Below are 17831 nucleotides of genomic sequence, written 5' to 3'. Positions count from 1 at the left end.
ATGTTGCGCGTGAAACGCCACCTCGCCGTGGTGGCCTGCTCGGGCATCGTGTCATTGCTCGCGGGGTGTTCCGGCGGGTCCACCGTCGATGACGACGCGGGCGGCGGCGGCGCGGACGCCCCGACCAAGGTGTCCGCGGGATATGTCTCGGCCATCGACCAGCTCGGCCTTCCGGCCGGGGTCGAGGCCGGCTACTTCGACGACCAGAACCTCAACGTGAAGCTCGCCGACCCGTTCCCGACGGGCGTGGACGCGCTCAACGCGCTCCAGGCGGGCCAGGTGGACTTCGTGCAGGTCGGCACGCCGGCCATCGCCGCCGCCCAGAAGGGCCTCGACCTGGTGCTGGTGGGCAACTACACCGGCTCCGCCAGCAGGCTCAGCATCGACGACACGATGGCCGTGGTGGCGAGCGGCAAGTCCGGCGTCGACGGGAAGAACCTCACGACGCTGCGGGGCAAGCGCATCGGCGTCTCCGAGGGCTCCATCAACCACCTGTACCTGCTCGGGCTGCTGGAGAAGACCGGTCTGAAGGCGAGCGACGTCAAGATCGTGAACACCGAGCCGCCGGACATGGCGGTGGCGCTCAGGTCCGGCGGCATCGACGTCGCCATCGTCTGGGACCCGTTCCCGATCACCATCGCGCAGCAGGTGGACGGCGCGCGGGAGGTGCTGCGCGGCGGCGGGCACATCCCGTTCGTCGGCTACCTCGTCACCACGCCCAAGTACGCCCAGGAGCACCCCGACGTCGTCAGCCGCTTCCTCACCGCGCGGGCGACCGCCGACCAGTGGATGCGCCAGAACCCGGACAAGGCCGCCGACGCCGCGACCCGGTGGCTGCCCGGCACGAAGAAGGAGGTGGCCGTCGAGGCGATGAAGCACAACGTCAAGCAGCTCGACCCGCGCTTCTCCGCCTGCAACTACCTCGCGCTCGACACCGTCGCCCGGCTGCTGGCCGCGCAGGGCAAGGTCAAGGCCGGCTTCGACGTCAACAAGCTCTTCCGGCCCGGCCCGATCCTCAAGGTGATGGCCGGGGACCCGAAGCTCTTCCAGGACCTGCCCGCGACGCCGGCGTCCGCGAGGATCCAGGACGGCTACACCTTCGAGCGGACGGCGGCCGAGAAGGCGTGCCCGTCGTGACCGCGCCGACCGCACGGCGGCGCGGCCCCCTGACCGCGCGGCGGCCCGGCATCCTGACCATGCGGAGGCGCGGCCTCCGCGACACCGCCACGGGCGCGCTGTGGTTCCTGGGCCCGCTCGCGGCGCTGGTGGCGGTGTGGGCGGTCGCGGTGCAGGTGTCGGGGGCGCCGATGCGGGTCTTCCCGCAGGTCACCGACGTCCTCAGGGCGCTGGGCGACATGTGGTCGAGCGGGGACCTCTTCCGGCATCTGGGCGCCAGCCTGCGACGGGCCGGCCTGGGGATGGTGCTGGCGCTGGTCACCGGCCTGCCGTTCGGCATCGCCCTGGGGGCCAGCCGCGTGCTGTCCGCGTTCTTCCTGCCGCTGCTGCGGTTCTCGGTGGCGCTCGCCGGCATCGCCTGGATCCCGATCGCGACGCTGTGGTTCGGCTACGGCGACCGGGCCGTGATCTTCATCGTGTGGAACGCGATGTTCTTCGCGCTGACCTACAACGCGATGCTCGGCGTCCGGCAGATCCCGACCGAGGTGCTGCGGGCCGCCCGCAGCATGGGCACGGGCCGGCTGCGGATGTTCTGGGAGGTCCTGCTCCCCGGCGCCCTGCCCAGCATCGTCACCGGCCTGCGGGTCGGCCTCGGCTACGGATGGCGCGGCCTGGTGGCGGCCGAGATCATCGCGACCAACGCGGGCCTCGGATACGCCCTGTTCCAGGCGCAGAAGTACTTCCAGACCGACGTGATCATCGCGTCGATGCTGATCATCGGCGTGCTGTGGCTGCTGATGGACCGGCTCCTGCTGGCGCCGCTGGAGCGGCGCACGGTCGAGCGCTGGGGGATGACGGGAGCGCGGAGCTGATGACCTCGACCACCTTCCCGACGGACGAGAAGCGCGCGGGCCGCGGACCCGGCCGGCGCGGACGGGGCGCCGGCCGCGGCCTGGCATGGCGGCTGTGGCACCGGTGCCTGCGGAGCGGCACGTTCCGCACGCTGGGGCCCTTCGTGCCGGTCGTCGCCCTGTGGTGGCTGCTGGACGCGCTGGAGGTGTTCCCCGAGTCCTTCTTCGTCGGCCCGCCCGCCGTGGTGGACAAGTTCGGCGAGCTGATGGAGAAGGGCATCCTGCCCGGCTATCTCACCGACTCGCTCACCCGGCTCTGCTACGGCGTCGGCTTCGGCCTGCTCATCGGCCTCCCGCTGGGCTTCGTCGTGGCGATGAGCCGCCCGATGCGCCGCGCCTTCTGGCCGATCCTGCTGTTCTTCCAGGCCGTCGCGGACATCGCGTGGCTGCCGATCGTCATCGTCTGGTACGGCTTCAGCCTCACCACGGTCACGTTCGTCCTCGTCTACACGATCGTCTTCCCGCTGATGCTCAGCGTCGTCGCCGGGGTGGAGCAGGTGCCGCACGAGCTCGTCCGGGCGGCGCGCAGCCTCGGCGCCGGGCGCCTGCGGGTGTTCCTGGAGGTGATCGTGCCCGGGGCGCTGCCGTCGGTGGCCGGCGGCATCCGCACCGGGCTCGGCTACGGCTGGCGGGCGCTGGTGGCCGCCGAGATCATCGTCGGCACCAGCGGCGTCGGCTTCATGATGTTCGACGCCCGCCGCGTCGGCGACGTGAGCCAGGTGTTCCTGGGCATGGTGGTGCTCGGCACGCTCTGGTACGCGCTCGACGCCCTGATTCTGGCCCCGTTCGAGCGGGCGACCGTCGAACGCTGGGGAATGGTTCGCGCGATGGAGGCGGATGGATGACCGCGCTGGAGATCGACCGACTGAACAAGGTCTACACCGACGCCTACACCGGTGAGGAGGTCACGGCCATCGACGACGTCTCCTTCGCGGTGCGGAAGGGAGAGTTCGTCTCCGTGCTGGGCCCCAGCGGCTGCGGCAAGACCACCGTGCTCAACATCGTCGCGGGCTTCGTCCGGCAGTCCGGCGGGACGGTCGTCGTCGACGGCCGCCCCGTCGACGGGCCGGGGCCGGACCGCGGCGTGGTGTTCCAGAGCCACGCGCTCTTCCCGTGGAAGACGGTGCTGGGCAACGTGGTCTTCGGGCTGCGCATGCGCAAGGTGCCGCGGGCCGAGCGCAACGCCAGGGGGGAGGAGTTCCTGAAGCTCGTCGGCCTCGACGGCTTCGCGCACCGGTACCCGCACGAGCTGTCCGGCGGCATGCAGCAGCGCCTCGGCGTGGCCCGGGTGCTGGCCAACGAGCCGGCCGTGATGCTCATGGACGAGCCGTTCGCCAGCATCGACGCGCAGACGCGCCGCAGACTCCAGGAGGACCTGACGGGCATCTTCGAGAACCGCCGCCCGACGGTCTTCTTCGTCACCCACGACGTCGACGAGGCGGTGTTCCTCTCCGACCGGATCGTGGTGCTGTCCCGGCGGCCCAGCCGCGTGCGCGAGATCGTGGACGTGACGCTGCCCCGTCCGCGCCGCTGGCAGGAGGCGCTGGAACTCCCGGAGTTCCGCCGCATCGCGAACCGGGTCAACGAGCTGCTGGGCGACGACGAGGGCGCAGGCGGCGACGGCGCGGAAGCTGGAGACGGCGGCGCGCGGGGCGAGCACGCGGGGGGCGAGCCCGATGCCGCCTAGCACGATGCCGGCCAGGACGATACCGGCCAGGCCGTCGCTGCCGCGCCGGGCCGCCAAGAGCCCGGCGCTCCGCAAGATCGCCGTGGTGATCGCGATCGTGCTCGCCTACCAGCTCTGGCTGGTCGTCCAGGCCCACGGCAAGGTCGGCCCCGGTGTCGGCGCGGAGCGCGACGGCCGCGGCCGGTTCGCGGTCGACGTGGAGCTCGGCTTCGCGCCGGAGCGCTTCCACATCCTGCGCCTTCAGAAACACGGCCGCATCGCGGGCACCGACGGCCATGTCGTGCACCTGCGGGGCGTGGCGCCGGCGGGGGTGGACGCGCTGGCCCGCGAGTACTGGATCAAGCACATCGAGGTCCCGAAACGAGGATCGTGACCTGACCGCCGCACGGCCGCCGCGTCCGACCCGTCCGCTCCGCTGCACCCGTCCGACCGCCGCACGGCCGCTCCGCCTCCCCCGCCTTGCCGGGCTCGCCCGTCCGACCGGCGTTCGCACCGGACCGCGGCCAATAGCCGAGAACATGGTGCGCACGCCGGCGGCCGTAAACCGCACGGCTATTCGGAATGCGGATCGGCCCCCCACCGAAACCACGACCAGGATTGTCCGCCACCGGGCGCGACGGTAGAGCAAAGGCATGCTCCGTACCGACCTGCGCCTCGAATGGCTCGTATCGTTCCTCACCGTCGTCGAAACCGGAAGCTTCAGCGCCGCGGCGGAGGTCATCCACCGCTCCCAGCCCCGGGTGAGCATGCACGTGGCCGCCCTGGAACGGGAGGCGGGCGTCTCGCTGTTCGACCGGGACCGCCGGCCCGTGTCGCTCACCGACGCCGGCGTGGTGCTCGCCGAGCACGCCCGGACGATACTGCGGCAGCTGGCCGGCGCGGAGGCCGCCATGGCCGGGTACCGCGGCGCCGCCCGCGGGGTGGTGACGCTCGGCAGCTACCCCAGCGCCAGCGCGGCGTTCGTGTCGCAGCTGCTGGAGCGGATGGCGCGGACCCGTCCCGCGATCAAGGTGATTCTCGTCGAGCGCTCCACGCTGGAGCTCGACGGGGCGCTGGCCGCGGGCGAGGTGGACATCTGCCTGCGGCCGATGGCGCCGCCGGCCGGGCCGTCGGTGGAGTACCGGCCACTGTGGCGGGAGGGCCTGATCGTCGTGCACCGCCCGGACCACCCGCTGGCCGGCCTGCCCGAGCCGCTGCCGGTGGCCGAGGTCGCCAAGTACCCGGTCATCACGATCGGGCGGCTCGGCTCGCCGCAGGAGACGGGCTTCGAGCCCTACCGCGCCTTCCACGACTACGGCCTCGAACCGAACGCCGTCCAGGCGACGAACCAGCCGCAGACCCTCGTCTCCCTGGTCCGCAGCGGCCTCGGCATCGGCGTCATCAACTTCCTGGCGGTCGCCACCGCCAACACCAGCGGCGTGGTGGCCCGCCGCCTCGACGTCCCCTGCGGCCGCCGCGTCGCCGTCTACTGGAGCACGACCAACCCGCTGACACCGCCGGCGCGCACGCTCCTGCGCGAGATCGAGGTGTCGGAGATCCCCGTCGGAACCACGAGGCTGACCGCGGCGAGCAGGCAGCCGCAGCCCGCCGGGTGACGTCCGGGCGGCACCGGTACCCGAACCGCCGGCGTTCCGGGAGGCATTCGATGCGCCATTACGACTCCGCGGGATTCGCACTTCTTCAGCGCCGCGACTTCGCGGCAATGACCGTCCGTGGGAACCGTTCGCGTTTCCCTCGGCACGCCGAGTATCGACCGGCCCGCCGCCATCCGAGTTACGAATACCACCATCCGAATTACGACCTTAACGCCCGCTTCCGCTCGCTTTACCGTGTGACGCACCACGAACCACGAGTCGCCTGGAGTGGCCGTATGCGAACTGAGGGAATATCACGGCGGACGATGCTCGGGCGCGGCGCGGCCGTCGGCGGCGCGCTGACCTTGGGGCCACTACTGGGCGGCGAGGCGGTGGCGGCACCGGACGGGAACGCCGCCGCCGGCGCCGCCGCGAAGGGCGGGAAGAGCGGTTACGAGGCGATCGGCGTCCGCCCGCTGATCAACGGGCGCGGCACCTACACCGTGCTCAGCGGCTCGCTGATGCTGCCCGAGGTGCGCGACGCGATCGACCGGGCGTCGCGGAAGTACGTCCAGCTGGACGAGCTGGCCGACGCCATCGGCAAGCGGCTCGGGGAGCTGACCAAGGCCGAGTTCGGGATGGTCAGCTCCGGCGCCTCGGCGGCGCTGGGGCACGCGAGCGCCGCGTGCGTGGCGGGCGGCAACCCCGACCTCCACGTGCGGCTGCCGGACCTGACCGGCTTCAAGAAGACCGAAGCGATCATTCCGAAGCACTCCCGCAACGTGTACGAGGCGGCGGTCAGCGCCACCGGGCTCAAGATCGTCGAGGTGGACACCCGCGAGGAGCTGAAGGCGGCGCTCGGGCCGCAGACCGCGCTCGTCTACATCTTCGCCATGCCCCGCGTCGACAAGCACGAGCTCAACACCAGGACGATCGCCGAACTCGCCCACGCCGCGAACGTGCCGGTGCTGGTCGACGCCGCCGCGGAGATCCTCACGATCCCGAACGTCCATCTCCAGCGGGGCGCCGACCTCGTGGCCTACAGCGGCGGCAAGTGCCTGCGCGGACCCCAGTCGGCCGGAATCCTGCTCGGCCGCGAGGACCTGGTGCGGGCCGCCTGGGTGCACAGCGCGCCGCACCACGGCTGGGCCCGCGGGTTCAAGGTGGGCAAGGAGGAGGCGATGGGGATGCTCGCCGCCGTGGAGATGTGGGTGCAGCGCGACCACAGGGCCGAGTACGCGAGGTGGACCTCCTGGCTGAAGGACATCACCCGCCGGGTCTCGGTGGTCCGCGGCCTGAGCACGAAGATCGTTCAGCCGGAGGGGCTCTCCAACCGCACCCCGAGCCTGACGATCCTGTGGGACGCCAAGAAGTTCGGCGTCACCGGCCAGACCATCGTGGACGCCCTGTGGGACGGGGAGCCGCGCATCGCCATCAACGCCGCGGGCGGCGGCCCAGGGCAGACCGGCGTGTCCATCACCCCGTACATGCTGGAGCCCGGCAACGCGAAGACCATCGCCCACGAGCTCGTCAAGCTGCTCCGGGACCCGCCGCCGGCGCCCGAGCCGCCCAAGCCGCCCACCGTCGACGCGTCCGGTACCTGGGCGCTGGACATCAAGTACACGGCCAGCAGGTCCACCGCGCACGAGCTGAAGCTGAGCCAGGAGGGCGCCAAGATCACCGGCACCCACAAGGGCGAGTTCGTGAGCCGTCCGGTGACCGGCAGCGTCAGCGGCGCGGAGGTGACCGTCCGCAGCCACTACGGCGAGGAGCACGGCGACGCCCTCGACTTCACCTTCACCGGCGTGCTCAAGGGCGACCGCATCAGCGGCGAGCTCAGTATGGGCGAGTACCTGGGGGCGTCCTGGTCCGCCACCCGGAAGTCCTGACGACAGCACCCGTTTCCCGCACCGCACCACGTCCCACCCGCACCAGCTCTGGAGGAACCGTGTCCTCGAACCGACGGGACTTCATCCGCAAGGCCCCGGCAGTGGCGGCCGTCGCCGCCGTACCGGTCGTGGCGGGCGCCGCCCCCGCGTCCGCCGACAGCGGGCGCGGCCACCGGCCGCGCAAGGAGGTCCACTACCCGGGCGGCCAGCAGCCGCCGAAGAACCCGCTGTTCAGCCCGATCGTCACCTACGGTGACATGGTCTACATCTCCGGCATCGGAGCGCACTTCGAGGGCGACATCCGCGCCCACACCGACCACGTCCTCAACGAGGTCGAGCGCTACCTGGAGTCCGTCGGCTCCTCCATGGAGAAGGTGCTGAAGGTCAACGTCTACCTCAACTCGCTGGACGACTACGACGGCATGAACGCGGTCTTCCTGGGACGCTGGGGCCGCAAGCCCGGCGTGCGCACCACCATCGCCGCCGCCGGGGGCATTCCCGGCGACTCGCTCGTCGAGATCGACTGCATCGCCGTCCGCTGAGCCGCCGTCAGCTGAAACTGGAGCCCGGATGCACGCGAGAGCCCTGTTCCGTCGGCGGATTCTTCCTGCCACCCTCACCCTGACCGTCGGCGCCACCCTCGGCGCCCTGTCCCCGGGCGGCGCACCGTCCGCCGCCGAAGCCTACGACCTGGTCATCCAGCGCGGCCACGTCATCGACCCGAAGAACCAGCTCGACGCCAGGCGCGACATCGCCGTCAAGGACGGGAAGATCGCCAAGGTCGCGAGGCGGATCGACGCCACGGCCGCGAAGAAGACCGTCGACGCGTCCGGGGAGTACGTCACCCCGGGCCTCATCGACCTGCACGCCCACCTCTTCACCGGCCCGGAGAGCGAGTACCGGAACGGCTGGGCGGGCGTGGCGCCCGACGGCTTCACCTTCCGCTCCGGCGTCACCACGGCGGTGGACGCGGGCTCGTCGGGCGCGAAGAGCTTCGACCTGTTCAAGAAGAACGTCATCGACCGCTCGAAGACCCGCGTCCTGGCCTTCCTCAACATCGTCGGCGAGGGCATGGCGGGCGGGAAGTACGAACAGAACCTCGCCGACATGGACCCGGGGCTGGCCGCGGCGAAGGCCAAGGAGCACCCGGAAACGATCGTCGGCATCAAGACGGCCCACTACGAGGGGCCGGAGTGGACGCCGGTCGAGAACTCGGTGAAGGCGGGCACGGAAGCGGACATCCCGGTGATGGTCGACTTCGGCGCCAACCGCCCGGAGCGCCCGTTGAAGACCCTCCTCACCGAGAAGCTCCGCTCCGGCGACATCTACTCGCACGCCTACTCCGGGCTCCGCGGCGAGCTGGGCCCCGACGGCAAGCTCAACCCGGGCATGCGGGAGGGCCGCAAGCGCGGCGTGCTGTTCGACGTGGGCCACGGCGGCGGCAGCTTCGCGTGGGACGTCGCCGTCCCGGCGCTGAAGGAGGGCTTCACCCCCGACACGATCTCCACCGACCTGCACATCACCAGCATGAACGCGGGCATGAAGGACCAGTCCAACGTCATGTCGAAGTTCCTGGCGGCGGGCCTGCCGCTGAACGACGTCGTCAACGCCTCGACCTGGGCGTCCGCGAAGGCGATCAAGCGGCCCGACCTGGGCCACCTCTCGGTGGGCGCGCCCGCCGACCTCGCGGTGTTCACGCTCGAGAAGGGCAAGTTCGGGTTCGTGGACAGCTTCGGCTACCGCATCGACGGCAAGCGGAAGCTGTCGACCGAGCTGACGGTCCGCGCCGGAAAGGTGGTCTGGGACCTGAACGGCAAGTCCGCCGAGAAATGGACCCCGGACCCGAGCCGGCTGGGAGGACGGGAGGACGGGCACTGACCCGAGCGGACGAGGGGCGGGGGGGACACCGGGCACAGCGCCCGCCGCCCCGCCCCTCACCCATATGCGGCCGCCCGCTCGCCCAGCCCAGCCTTAACCAACGAGCAGCCGTGCACATCGGCTGGACCGACGTGCCCGGAGAATTGCAGATCAAGGCGATGCGAGCCGGGCCTGCCCGGAGGGCTGTCGATCGCTTCTTCTGGTACGACCGCCTGCGCCGCAGCAAATCTTGGTGTACTTCGCCAGGTAGGCACTAGGCCGCCGCAAGCAATCAGCTGGAAGGCCTTCGGGAACAGAGAAGGCCTGATCTTCAACCGCTACCCGACACGACTCGCCAAGAGGCAGAAAGAAAAGATCGCTCTACCCATGGCGCACAAAAAGTCCAACTCTAGCCATAGATAAGAGCGCTCCACCCGAAATCGGGTCTTTGTCCACGTCAGGCCAAGCAGTCGTCAATCACGGCGGCCGCAACTGTCCACCACCGACCGACGGCACCCCACTGACCTGCGAAAACAACAAGCGGAACGCCCACTCTCCCCACGACGACCTGGACGTCGCCGCCACCTGGAGTTCACGCAACCGTAACCCGTTCCACCAAATTGCGCGTCTCACCCTCAAACCGTTATGTCAGGAGACGCGCATGCACCAACCCGGTCCCCCTCAGCGGGGAGGCCAGAAGTCGAATGTCGGGCGCAACCTCGCCGGTTGCGGATGCGGTCTCATCCTCTGCCTCGCCCTCCTCGGCGGCTGTCTGGCGGCGCTGGACTCCGGCGACTCCAGCACCGCGTCGTCCACGGCGTCGTCCACACCCACCACGCCAGGCCCCACCGCGCCTTCGACACCGCCGGACGAGCCTGGCCCCGACGCGACACCCCTCCCCACGCCGAGCAGGACGCAGCTCCCCAGAAAGTCGAAGCGTCCGGCGGTGTCCCGCAAGCCCAGGCCGCGTCCGAGCAAGCGACATGTTCGTAAACCACCAGTACAGGCGCCCGTGTACTACAGGAACTGCGCCGCCGTCCGGGCGGCCGGAAAAGCACCCATACATCAGGGCGAACCGGGCTACGCCCGCCATCTCGACCGGGACGGCGACGGCGTCGGCTGCGAGTGATCCCGCGGAACGCGTCGGAACGACTGTCACCATTGTTCAACGCTGCGTAGCTGAATTGACTACGATCGGCATTCTGACGGTGACCAACGCGATCCCCGGGGCGAAGATGAACCGTTTCCTGGCAGATCCCAGGCCCGCCGCCATGATCGGCGGCATCCTCCGCGGCACATGCGGACTTCTGGGTTGTACGGCGATGGCCGGCGCCATCTTCCTCGGCGTGACCACGCCGGCGGACGCGGCGCCGGCCGATCCGGATTCTCGGCGGTCGATACCGACCATCTGCCGCCACCCGACGGGCATCACCAACTGGTATGCGGCCCGGTTGTGCAAGGAGAGATGGCTGGCAATGTACGAAGAACCCCGAAAAAGGACCCACGGTCGGAGGCGCGACGGCAACTCACCTCGGCGGACGAATCGCGCGAATCGGGAGCGACCCCCGAAACGCGACCGGCGGCCTCCCTCGCCGGAGGCCCCGGACAAGCCGAGCCCCCGCCCGCCCATGCCGGAGCGTCCCACGACCGTACCCCCTTCACCGACGACCGGCAGCACCCCGGAACTCCCCGCCCTCCACGAACAGGCCGGCGGCGAAGAGTCGCAGTCGAGGCCGCTGCAACCGATCCTGCTACTGGGTCTGCTCGTTCCCGTCGCGGCAGCGATCTGCTACCCGTTCCGCCATCGCATCTCCGCGGCCGCCGCCGGAACGTTGACGGCCGCCGTTCCGGTGGACGGCGGCGGGTCGGCGGAGGACGTCGTCCACGTCACCTACCGGCCGCCCCTCGACCCGTTCGCCGTGCCCGCCCTGGGCCTCTCGGGCTCGGGCGCGGTCGCGACCGCGCGCGTGCTCGCCCTCACCGCGCTCGACCAGCACGGCGACACCTCGCTCACGGTGCTCCCCCGCTCCGATGCCACGGCCCTGTTCGGGCTGGCCGAGGACGAACTGCTGGACGAGTCCGCCCCGGGGCTGTTCATCCCCGGCAACCTCGACGCCGCCCTGGCGTACCTGGAGACAGAACTCTCCATCCGCCGAACCACCGGCATCACGGACGCGCGGCGCCTGCTCCTGGTGGCCGACTGCGAGGACGAGTCCGAGCGGATCCGCAGGCTCCTCGCCCACTACCCGGGAGAGGTCTGCGCGATCCTCCTCGGCAACTGGACGGGCGAACACATCGTCGTCGACGACGACGGGCTGTTCGACCCGTCCCCCGGCCTCGCGAACCACTTCCCGGACCGCCTGCCGGCCATGTCCCGCACCGAGGCCCGCGACCGCCTCCTCGCGGCCATCGAGAACCACGACCACGAGCGAAGGCGTCCATCAGGACGCCGCAGCAGCCCCAAACGAAACTGACCCCATGCCCCCATCACCTCAGAGGCCACCCTCGAACCTCTCAAAACCCGACCTGTCGCCCCCAGCACCACCTGCGGGCAAGCCACCCAAACCCTCGAGACCACTCCAGCCCCAAAACGGCACCCAAACCGCCGCCCCTTGCGACCAAGTCCACTCCACCTCACCCCCGAAGCTGATCGCAGCCGCAGTCCCCCACCCCCTCGCGACGCGCTGCCCTGATACGCCCCTCCCCGATCAGGCACCGCGAGGCCCAGCACCATGCACAACCGCGCCAGAACGACCAAGCCTCCGCACACGCTCCCGCCCCACGAACTCACCCCCAACGCCAGCCCGTCGCCCCAAGTCAGCCCCCTCAACACCCGTCGCCCCACCGACGAATCAGCACGCGCCACCCCCCAGCCCACCTCGCCCCACATCAACACCACAGCACCCTGCCCCGACACCAGAACAGGCCGCACCAACGCCACCCCAGCCCGCGCCCACCCCGCACCAGCCCACGTCGGCACGTCCTCGGCCCGTATGAGCCCCGCAGCCACGCCGCTTCACGTAAGGCCCCTGGGGCGTGGGCCCGCGCCGACCCGCATGGCCACCACCCCAACCCACGTCAGCACCGCACCACCCCACGTCGACACGCGCCACGCCCTCGACCCCTGTCAGGCCACACCACCCCACGTCAGGCCACGTCGACCCGTGTCCGACCACGTCGGCCACATGCCCCACGTCGACATCACATCAGCCCACATCAGCCCACGTCGGCACGCGTCACCCTCGACCCGTGACACGCCAATCGCCCCGCGTCAGACCACACCGCCCCGCGTTCGGCCACGTCGGCCCCGTGGTAGGCCGCGTCGGCACGCGTGGCCCGCGTCGACACCGCACCGGCACCACACCGGACCACGTCAACGCCGCCGCGCCGCATCAGCACCACATCGGGCTACGTCAGCATCCATCGTCCCCTCGGGGCCGCCTCAGACCACGCCGGCCCGCGTCAGCCCACGCCAACACCCGCCATCACCGGCGCCCCGAGTCAGCATGCGTCAGCATCCGTCAGCCCATCGGCGGGTCAGGGCACGCCAGCTTGCGGCAGCACCGCACCGGCACCGCACTAGCCCGTGTCAAAACCGCACCGGGCCGCGTTGACACGGCCCTCGGCCCCGATCAGGCCACACCGTCCCGCGTCAGGCCTCGGCGCCCCGCGTCAGCTGGGCTGGCCCGTCGGCACGCGCTGGCCCCACACCAGCCGCGTCAGCGCCACACCGGGCCCGCGCGGCACGCATCGGGCCCCTCAAGCCCGCGTTAGACCGCGTCAGCCCACGTCGGCACCACACCAACCCGCGTCAGCACCGCACCAGCCCAGGTCAGCACCGCACCAGTCCGCGTCGGCACGCGTCGGCCTCCCGGCCCGTGGCAGGCCGCGCCGCCCCGCGTCAGGCTGGTCGGCCCCGGGCCCGTGTGGCCCGCGGCGGCGCCGCACCGGGGTGCGGCGGGGTGGGGCTCGGTGGCGCGAGTTGGGGGATTCGGTATGGCATTGGTGATCGCTTCTTCTGCGCAGGAACTCCGAGGGTGACCGGACGCTGGATCGTGGGCTATGTAGGAAGATCGCTGCCACGGTCGTGTGCTGCTGACAGTCGGGGGCCCTCAGGTGCTGCTGTACTCGTGTTCGGTGCCCGCCGCTCTGGCGGCGGCGAGGGCGCGAAGTGCCCGGCGGATGGCGGTGGGGTCCGGTGGCTGGTCGGCGGCGCGGTCGACGTATGCGGTGCAGCGGAGAAGCCAACCGCGAACCACATCCTCGATCTTGATCTCTGCCCTCCTTGCTCTGGCGAGTGCCAGCTGACGTTTCTCTTCGAGGATCTGTTGCATGAGATGCGCCTCCGAGGCGAGAGCGTGGATGTCGGCGAGGGCGTAGCGTCCGAGCTGGTCCACGGGCAGTTGGCGATCGAAGGCGACACGGTCAAAGGACTTCTTTGGCCAGTCGAGGATCATTGCGGCGCCGCCGGCATCGACGCTGTCGAAGAGAGGCCCCTTGCGGGCAAGTACCACCGCGCGAACCGACTCCTGGTCGAGCCGGTCCAGGTCCCGAACGAGATAGACGGGGTACCCGCGGAAGTTGCTGATGACGTCGAGTTCTCCCCGGGCCACCAAGACCTCGATGTCTCCACGCTCTACATCGAGACTTACTCGGCAGGCCAGCCGCGCCGCCGCCTTGGTGGATCCGATGGGCGGCTCGCTTCCGAACATGGCGATGACTTTTTCCCCTTTGTCCCTCGCGGCTTCGGCGAGTTGGGCGGACCATCGTTCCCCTGCGACGTCCGGGGTAGGGACGATGCCGTGTTCGCGCCCGAGCCGCAGTTGCCAGTGGTTGAGGCCCAGGTGGCGAGCGAACTGGTGCACGCCGAAGTCGCGACGAATGGTCTGTTCCGGCATCTTCTGCCTCCTTGTCCTGATTGAACGCTGACAAGGTGAAGCCTGACCCACGACGCCGACCAAGGATAGTAGAACTGCGTTCTGTGGATAACTACGCGGGCGGCTGTCACAAGGGTGTTGTTTGTCTCGAATGGGGGTTTTGATTGCAAGTTCGGCGATATGCGCAACGCATCCGGGGGAACAAGGGAGGCGGCCTCTGGGTGGACGAAGGGCGGAGCTACACGCCCTACTCAAGAAAGCTCCGCCTAAAACGGGCTTCCCATGGAGCAACTCGACCCAGAAACCTGATGCAGCCGCATGCCCGGGTGCCGCGGTGAGCGCGGTCTCCTACGAGATCATCGTCTTACCCGGGCGGTGCTCAGACGAGGTGTAGAGGTGATGAAGGTTCGATGGAACCGGACGCCGACCAGGTCACGGGGCCGAGTGGAAGCGGCCCTTGTGGGTGGCGGCCGCTCCCCACCAGACGCAGGGGCGGTTCGTGGCACGATGAAGCGCGCCCACCATGATCGGAACTCGTGCCCATGCAGCCTGACTCCCCACAGATGATCGGCCCCTACCGGGTGGTCGCACGGCTCGGCTCCGGCGGGATGGGAGAGGTCTTCCTCGCGACGTCGGCGAGCAGGCGGCTGGTCGCGGTGAAAGTGATCAGGTCGGAGCTGCTGGGCGACCCCAAGTGGCGGGCGCGGTTCCGGCGCGAGGTGAACTCGGCACGGTCGGTCAGCGGGTTCTATACGGCTCCCGTGGTCGATGCGGATCCGGACGCGGACCGTCCATGGCTCGCGACTCAGTTCATCCGTGGGGTGAGCCTCTCCGCGGCGGTGCGTGAGAAGGGACCGCTCCCGGAGCAGGCGGCGTGCAGGTTGGGAGCCGGGTTGGCGGAGGCCCTGATCGCGATCCATCGCGCGGGAATCGTCCACCGGGACTTGAAGCCGTCGAATGTCCTGCTGGCCTCGGATGGGCCACGGGTCATCGACTTCGGTATCGCGCGCCCTCTGGACGCGCTGCCCCTCTCACGCTCGGAGGTTCTGGGGACACCCGCATACATGTCGCCCGAGCAGGCCCTCGGCGAGCAGGTGACGGCGCAGAGCGACGTGTTCTCGCTCGGCGCGACGCTCGTGTTCGCGGCGGCGGGTGCTGCTCCGTTCGGTGGCGGCCACAAGGTGCGCGGACGCATCGTCCACGGAAAGCCCGATCTCAGCCGTTTGCCTGACCCCATGCGCGGCCTCGTCACGCGGTGCCTAGTGAAGGAACCAGTGGAGCGGCCCTCGCCAGAACAGGTGCTCGTCGCGCTGTCCACGTTGCTGGACGCGCACTACGGCGAGGAGTGGCTGCCCTCGGACGTCGCGGAGCTCATCGGCGTCCAGGAACGCACGCTGATCGAGGTCACCGGCGAACCCCCGACGCTCCGCGAAGAGGCCTGGTAGCGGACTTTGCACGGGCGGGATCGTCCCCGGGCGGGGGCGTGTCGGGATGTGCAGGAGGCCCGCACGTCCCGCGATCAGGTCAGGCCCTCGGCCAGGGCGTCCCAGAAGGCCGTCTCGTAGGCGTGCAGGAGACGCGCCGCAAGGGCGATCTCCTCCGGGTCGTCACCTGCCTCCAGTCCTGCGGCGACGACGGACAGGGCCTGGTCCTCGAAGCCGGGTGGCGATTCGGCGAAGAAGCTGAAGAAGGCCACTGCGGCGTCGTCCATGTCGTAGGCGCTGCGGAGGGCGTCGGCGGCACGGGAGCAGTACGCGCCCCACTCTTCCAGGTTGGCCAGCATGGCCAGAGCGACCTCACTGGCCGTGCCGAAGACGGCACGCTGCGCGAGATATGCGGGGTAGGTCTGGGCGAACGGACGTGGCTCGTACGCTCTGAGATTCTTCTCACTTTCCCCCAGGGCCGAGGCGAGATCGTTCAGGAGACCGAGCGCCCGGGTCTCACCCTGGGCAAGCCGCAGAAACAGCTCGCCGGCCGGTGAATCCGGATAGCGCGCGGCCAACAGGGCGAAACTTCGCCGGTCGCTACTGACGATCCGAAACTCCTCTCCAACCAGCCAGACCAGGCGTTCCCGGGGCACCCGACCGGTTTCGAGGAGATCGAGGAAGCGGTTCTCGGACGTCGCGTCCGCGATCTCCCGGCGGGCACGTGCGAGAAGTTCGGCGGCGATGTGGTCGCTCATGTACCCCACCGGAGCACCCCGCGCGGCCACTCGTCAACGGGACAGGCCCGGATGAGCCCGTGTGATCACGTGGATACGATGAAGAACGGAGCGTCTGCGCAGGTGTGGACGGAGTTGGGAGCGAGCGAGTATGTCGGATTTCGAGCTCAACCACGTGAGCGGCCGCATGCCTCTGGAGGTGACGGAGGCCACCGAGGGTCCTTCCGGCCTGGGCGTGGGCAAGCTGCTCAAGGAGACGGGGCATGTCACGCTCGATCCCGGGTTTACCAACACCGCCTCCACCACGTCCTCGATCACCTATATCGACGGTGAGGCGGGCATCCTGCGGTACCGCGGCTACCCGATCGAGGAACTGGCGGAGAAGTCCTCCTTCCTCGAGGTCGCCTACCTGCTGATCTACGGCGAGCTGCCGTCCGCCGACCGGCTGGACGAGTTCACCCACAGCGTCCGCAACCACACGCTGCTGGACGAGAAGTTCCGCGCGTTCTTCTCCGCGTTCCCCCGGCGGGCGCACCCGATGGCGGTCCTGTCGTCCGCGGTCAGCGCGTTGTCGACCTTCTACCAGGACAGCCTCGACCCGTTCGACCCCGAGCAGGTCGACCTGTCCAGCATCCGGCTCATCGCCAAACTGCCCACGATCGCGGCGTACGCGTACAAGACCTCCATCGGTCAGCCGCTGCTCTACCCGGACAACTCCCTGGGGTACGTGGAGAACTTCCTACGCATGACGTTCGGCCTGCCCACGCAGGCGTACGAGATCGACCCCGAGATCGTGCGCGTCCTGGACATGCTGTTCGTCCTGCACGCCGACCATGAGCAGAACTGTTCCACCTCGACCGTACGGCTGGTGGGCTCCAGCCAGGCGAACCTGTTCTCGTCGGTGTCCGCGGGCGTCGACGCGCTGTTCGGTCCCCTGCACGGGGGTGCCAACCAGGCCGTCCTGGAGATGCTCGAGCGCATTCACGAGAACGGCGACGACGTCGACTCGTTCGTCCGGCGCGTGAAGGACAAGGAGCCGGGCGTCAAGCTGATGGGCTTCGGCCACCGCGTCTACCGCAATTACGACCCGCGCGCCGCCGTGGTGAAGCAGGCCACCGGCAAGGTCCTGGACGCGCTGGGCAAATCGGACCCGCTGCTGGACCTGGCCATGCGCCTCGAAGAGGTCGCGCTGAGCGACGACTACTTCGTGGAGCGCAAGCTGTACCCGAACGTCGACTTCTACACCGGCGTCATCTACAAGGCGATGGGCTTCCCCACCAACGCCTTCACCGTTCTGTTCGCGCTCGGACGGCTGCCCGGCTGGATCGCCCAGTGGCGCGAGATGATGAACGACTCCACGACGAAGATCGGCCGTCCGCGCCAGGTGTACGTGGGCCCGGGCGAGCGCCACTACGTGGACCTTCCCTCTCGCTGACACAACACTGGCTGGCCGTCGCGGGTGACGTGATGCCTGTATGGCCGCCGTATGAACGACGAACGCGAATGACTCAAAGGCCGGGAGCGATGCTCCCGGCCTTGAGTTTTGCTGGACGGGTGCGGGCGGTTGTGCCTGGAACCCCGGAGTCGGTCTCCTCACGGATATTCGCAGAGGCATTTCAGTGAGCCCGGTCGGCACGCCTGGGCATTCGGTTGGCCAGCATGGCGTCCGACGCTGTGATCGCGTATACGCATGATGAGGTTTGGCGATCGACCTCACACCGATCTGCACCAAGTGGAGTAGTGGTCATTTCCGGGGCCG

Annotated in this window: 15 protein-coding genes; 13 read left to right on the top strand and 2 right to left on the bottom strand. The window is 69.7% G+C overall.

What is annotated here, in order from left to right; genetic code table 11:
• The 11 genes from K2F47_RS09710 (at position 1) to K2F47_RS09660 (ending at position 11508) form a co-directional block, all read left to right on the top strand.
• Positions 1-1137 carry an ABC transporter substrate-binding protein gene (locus K2F47_RS09710; RefSeq protein WP_242902432.1) on the top strand — a complete coding sequence of 379 codons (1137 nt, stop codon included), beginning with the start codon at positions 1-3 and terminating at the stop codon, positions 1135-1137.
• The gene (locus K2F47_RS09705; RefSeq protein WP_242902431.1) at positions 1134-1988 is read left to right on the top strand and encodes an ABC transporter permease; all 855 of its coding nucleotides are present in this window, start codon (positions 1134-1136) and stop codon (positions 1986-1988) included. The genes K2F47_RS09710 and K2F47_RS09705 overlap by 4 nt, the downstream gene beginning before the upstream one ends.
• Positions 1988-2872, top strand: coding sequence for an ABC transporter permease (locus tag K2F47_RS09700; RefSeq protein WP_242902430.1), 885 nt, complete (start codon positions 1988-1990; stop codon positions 2870-2872). The genes K2F47_RS09705 and K2F47_RS09700 overlap by 1 nt, the downstream gene beginning before the upstream one ends.
• Positions 2869-3714, top strand: coding sequence for an ABC transporter ATP-binding protein (locus K2F47_RS09695; RefSeq protein WP_242902429.1), 846 nt, complete (start codon positions 2869-2871; stop codon positions 3712-3714). Before K2F47_RS09700 ends, K2F47_RS09695 begins: the two co-directional genes overlap by 4 nt.
• Before the next feature lie 4 nt (positions 3715-3718).
• Positions 3719-4087 carry a hypothetical protein gene (locus tag K2F47_RS09690; protein ID WP_242902428.1) on the top strand — a complete coding sequence of 123 codons (369 nt, stop codon included), beginning with the start codon at positions 3719-3721 and terminating at the stop codon, positions 4085-4087.
• Positions 4088-4346: 259 nt separating this feature from the next.
• Positions 4347-5309, top strand: a complete 963-nt coding sequence (locus tag K2F47_RS09685) for a LysR family transcriptional regulator (RefSeq protein WP_242902427.1) — start codon at positions 4347-4349, stop codon at positions 5307-5309.
• Between the two features lie 275 nt (positions 5310-5584).
• Positions 5585-7177 carry an aminotransferase class V-fold PLP-dependent enzyme gene (locus K2F47_RS09680; protein ID WP_242902426.1) on the top strand — a complete coding sequence of 531 codons (1593 nt, stop codon included), beginning with the start codon at positions 5585-5587 and terminating at the stop codon, positions 7175-7177.
• Between the two features lie 59 nt (positions 7178-7236).
• Positions 7237-7719 carry a RidA family protein gene (locus tag K2F47_RS09675; protein ID WP_242902425.1) on the top strand — a complete coding sequence of 161 codons (483 nt, stop codon included), beginning with the start codon at positions 7237-7239 and terminating at the stop codon, positions 7717-7719.
• Positions 7720-7747: 28 nt separating this feature from the next.
• Positions 7748-9055 (top strand): amidohydrolase/deacetylase family metallohydrolase, encoded by a 1308-nt coding sequence (locus tag K2F47_RS09670; RefSeq protein ID WP_242902424.1) that lies wholly within the window; start codon positions 7748-7750, stop codon positions 9053-9055.
• 640 nt (positions 9056-9695) lie between these two features.
• Positions 9696-10163, top strand: a complete 468-nt coding sequence (locus tag K2F47_RS09665; protein WP_242902423.1) for an excalibur calcium-binding domain-containing protein — start codon at positions 9696-9698, stop codon at positions 10161-10163.
• A gap of 499 nt (positions 10164-10662) precedes the next feature.
• A complete protein-coding gene (locus K2F47_RS09660; RefSeq protein ID WP_242902422.1) occupies positions 10663-11508 on the top strand; it encodes a hypothetical protein in 846 nt (281 codons plus the stop codon).
• A gap of 1638 nt (positions 11509-13146) precedes the next feature.
• Here the strand turns inward: K2F47_RS09660 and K2F47_RS09655 are convergent.
• Positions 13147-13932, bottom strand: a complete 786-nt coding sequence (locus tag K2F47_RS09655; protein ID WP_242902421.1) for a hypothetical protein — start codon at positions 13930-13932, stop codon at positions 13147-13149.
• Positions 13933-14492: 560 nt separating this feature from the next.
• Between K2F47_RS09655 and K2F47_RS09650 the strand changes: the two genes are divergently transcribed.
• Positions 14493-15356 (top strand): serine/threonine-protein kinase, encoded by an 864-nt coding sequence (locus K2F47_RS09650; protein WP_242902420.1) that lies wholly within the window; start codon positions 14493-14495, stop codon positions 15354-15356.
• 74 nt (positions 15357-15430) lie between these two features.
• On the opposite strand, the gene K2F47_RS09645 is transcribed toward K2F47_RS09650, so the two are convergent.
• Positions 15431-16093, bottom strand: coding sequence for a thiaminase II/PqqC family protein (locus K2F47_RS09645; RefSeq protein WP_242902419.1), 663 nt, complete (start codon positions 16091-16093; stop codon positions 15431-15433).
• Between the two features lie 130 nt (positions 16094-16223).
• Between K2F47_RS09645 and K2F47_RS09640 the strand changes: the two genes are divergently transcribed.
• On the top strand, positions 16224-17507 hold the full coding sequence (locus tag K2F47_RS09640) for a citrate synthase (protein WP_242902418.1): 1284 nt from the start codon (positions 16224-16226) through the stop codon (positions 17505-17507).
• Positions 17508-17831: the final 324 nt, after the last annotated feature.

Origin of the sequence: Actinomadura terrae (assembly GCF_022751215.1) — a bacterium.
Classification (GTDB): domain Bacteria; phylum Actinomycetota; class Actinomycetes; order Streptosporangiales; family Streptosporangiaceae; genus Spirillospora; species Spirillospora terrae.
Note: the sequence above shows the minus strand (reverse complement) of the source record. Positions and strands in the feature narration are given on the sequence as shown.

Coding starts and splice junctions, on each gene's coding strand:
- K2F47_RS09660 (WP_242902422.1), top strand. CDS start 10,663: ATGCCGGAGCGTCCCACGACCGTACCCCCTTCACCGACGACCGGCAGC.
- K2F47_RS09665 (WP_242902423.1), top strand. CDS start 9,696: ATGCACCAACCCGGTCCCCCTCAGCGGGGAGGCCAGAAGTCGAATGTC.
- K2F47_RS09690 (WP_242902428.1), top strand. CDS start 3,719: ATGCCGGCCAGGACGATACCGGCCAGGCCGTCGCTGCCGCGCCGGGCC.
- K2F47_RS09655 (WP_242902421.1), bottom strand. CDS start 13,932: ATGCCGGAACAGACCATTCGTCGCGACTTCGGCGTGCACCAGTTCGCT.
- K2F47_RS09680 (WP_242902426.1), top strand. CDS start 5,585: ATGCGAACTGAGGGAATATCACGGCGGACGATGCTCGGGCGCGGCGCG.
- K2F47_RS09670 (WP_242902424.1), top strand. CDS start 7,748: ATGCACGCGAGAGCCCTGTTCCGTCGGCGGATTCTTCCTGCCACCCTC.
- K2F47_RS09700 (WP_242902430.1), top strand. CDS start 1,988: ATGACCTCGACCACCTTCCCGACGGACGAGAAGCGCGCGGGCCGCGGA.
- K2F47_RS09685 (WP_242902427.1), top strand. CDS start 4,347: ATGCTCCGTACCGACCTGCGCCTCGAATGGCTCGTATCGTTCCTCACC.
- K2F47_RS09695 (WP_242902429.1), top strand. CDS start 2,869: ATGACCGCGCTGGAGATCGACCGACTGAACAAGGTCTACACCGACGCC.
- K2F47_RS09645 (WP_242902419.1), bottom strand. CDS start 16,093: ATGAGCGACCACATCGCCGCCGAACTTCTCGCACGTGCCCGCCGGGAG.
- K2F47_RS09640 (WP_242902418.1), top strand. CDS start 16,224: ATGTCGGATTTCGAGCTCAACCACGTGAGCGGCCGCATGCCTCTGGAG.
- K2F47_RS09710 (WP_242902432.1), top strand. CDS start 1: ATGTTGCGCGTGAAACGCCACCTCGCCGTGGTGGCCTGCTCGGGCATC.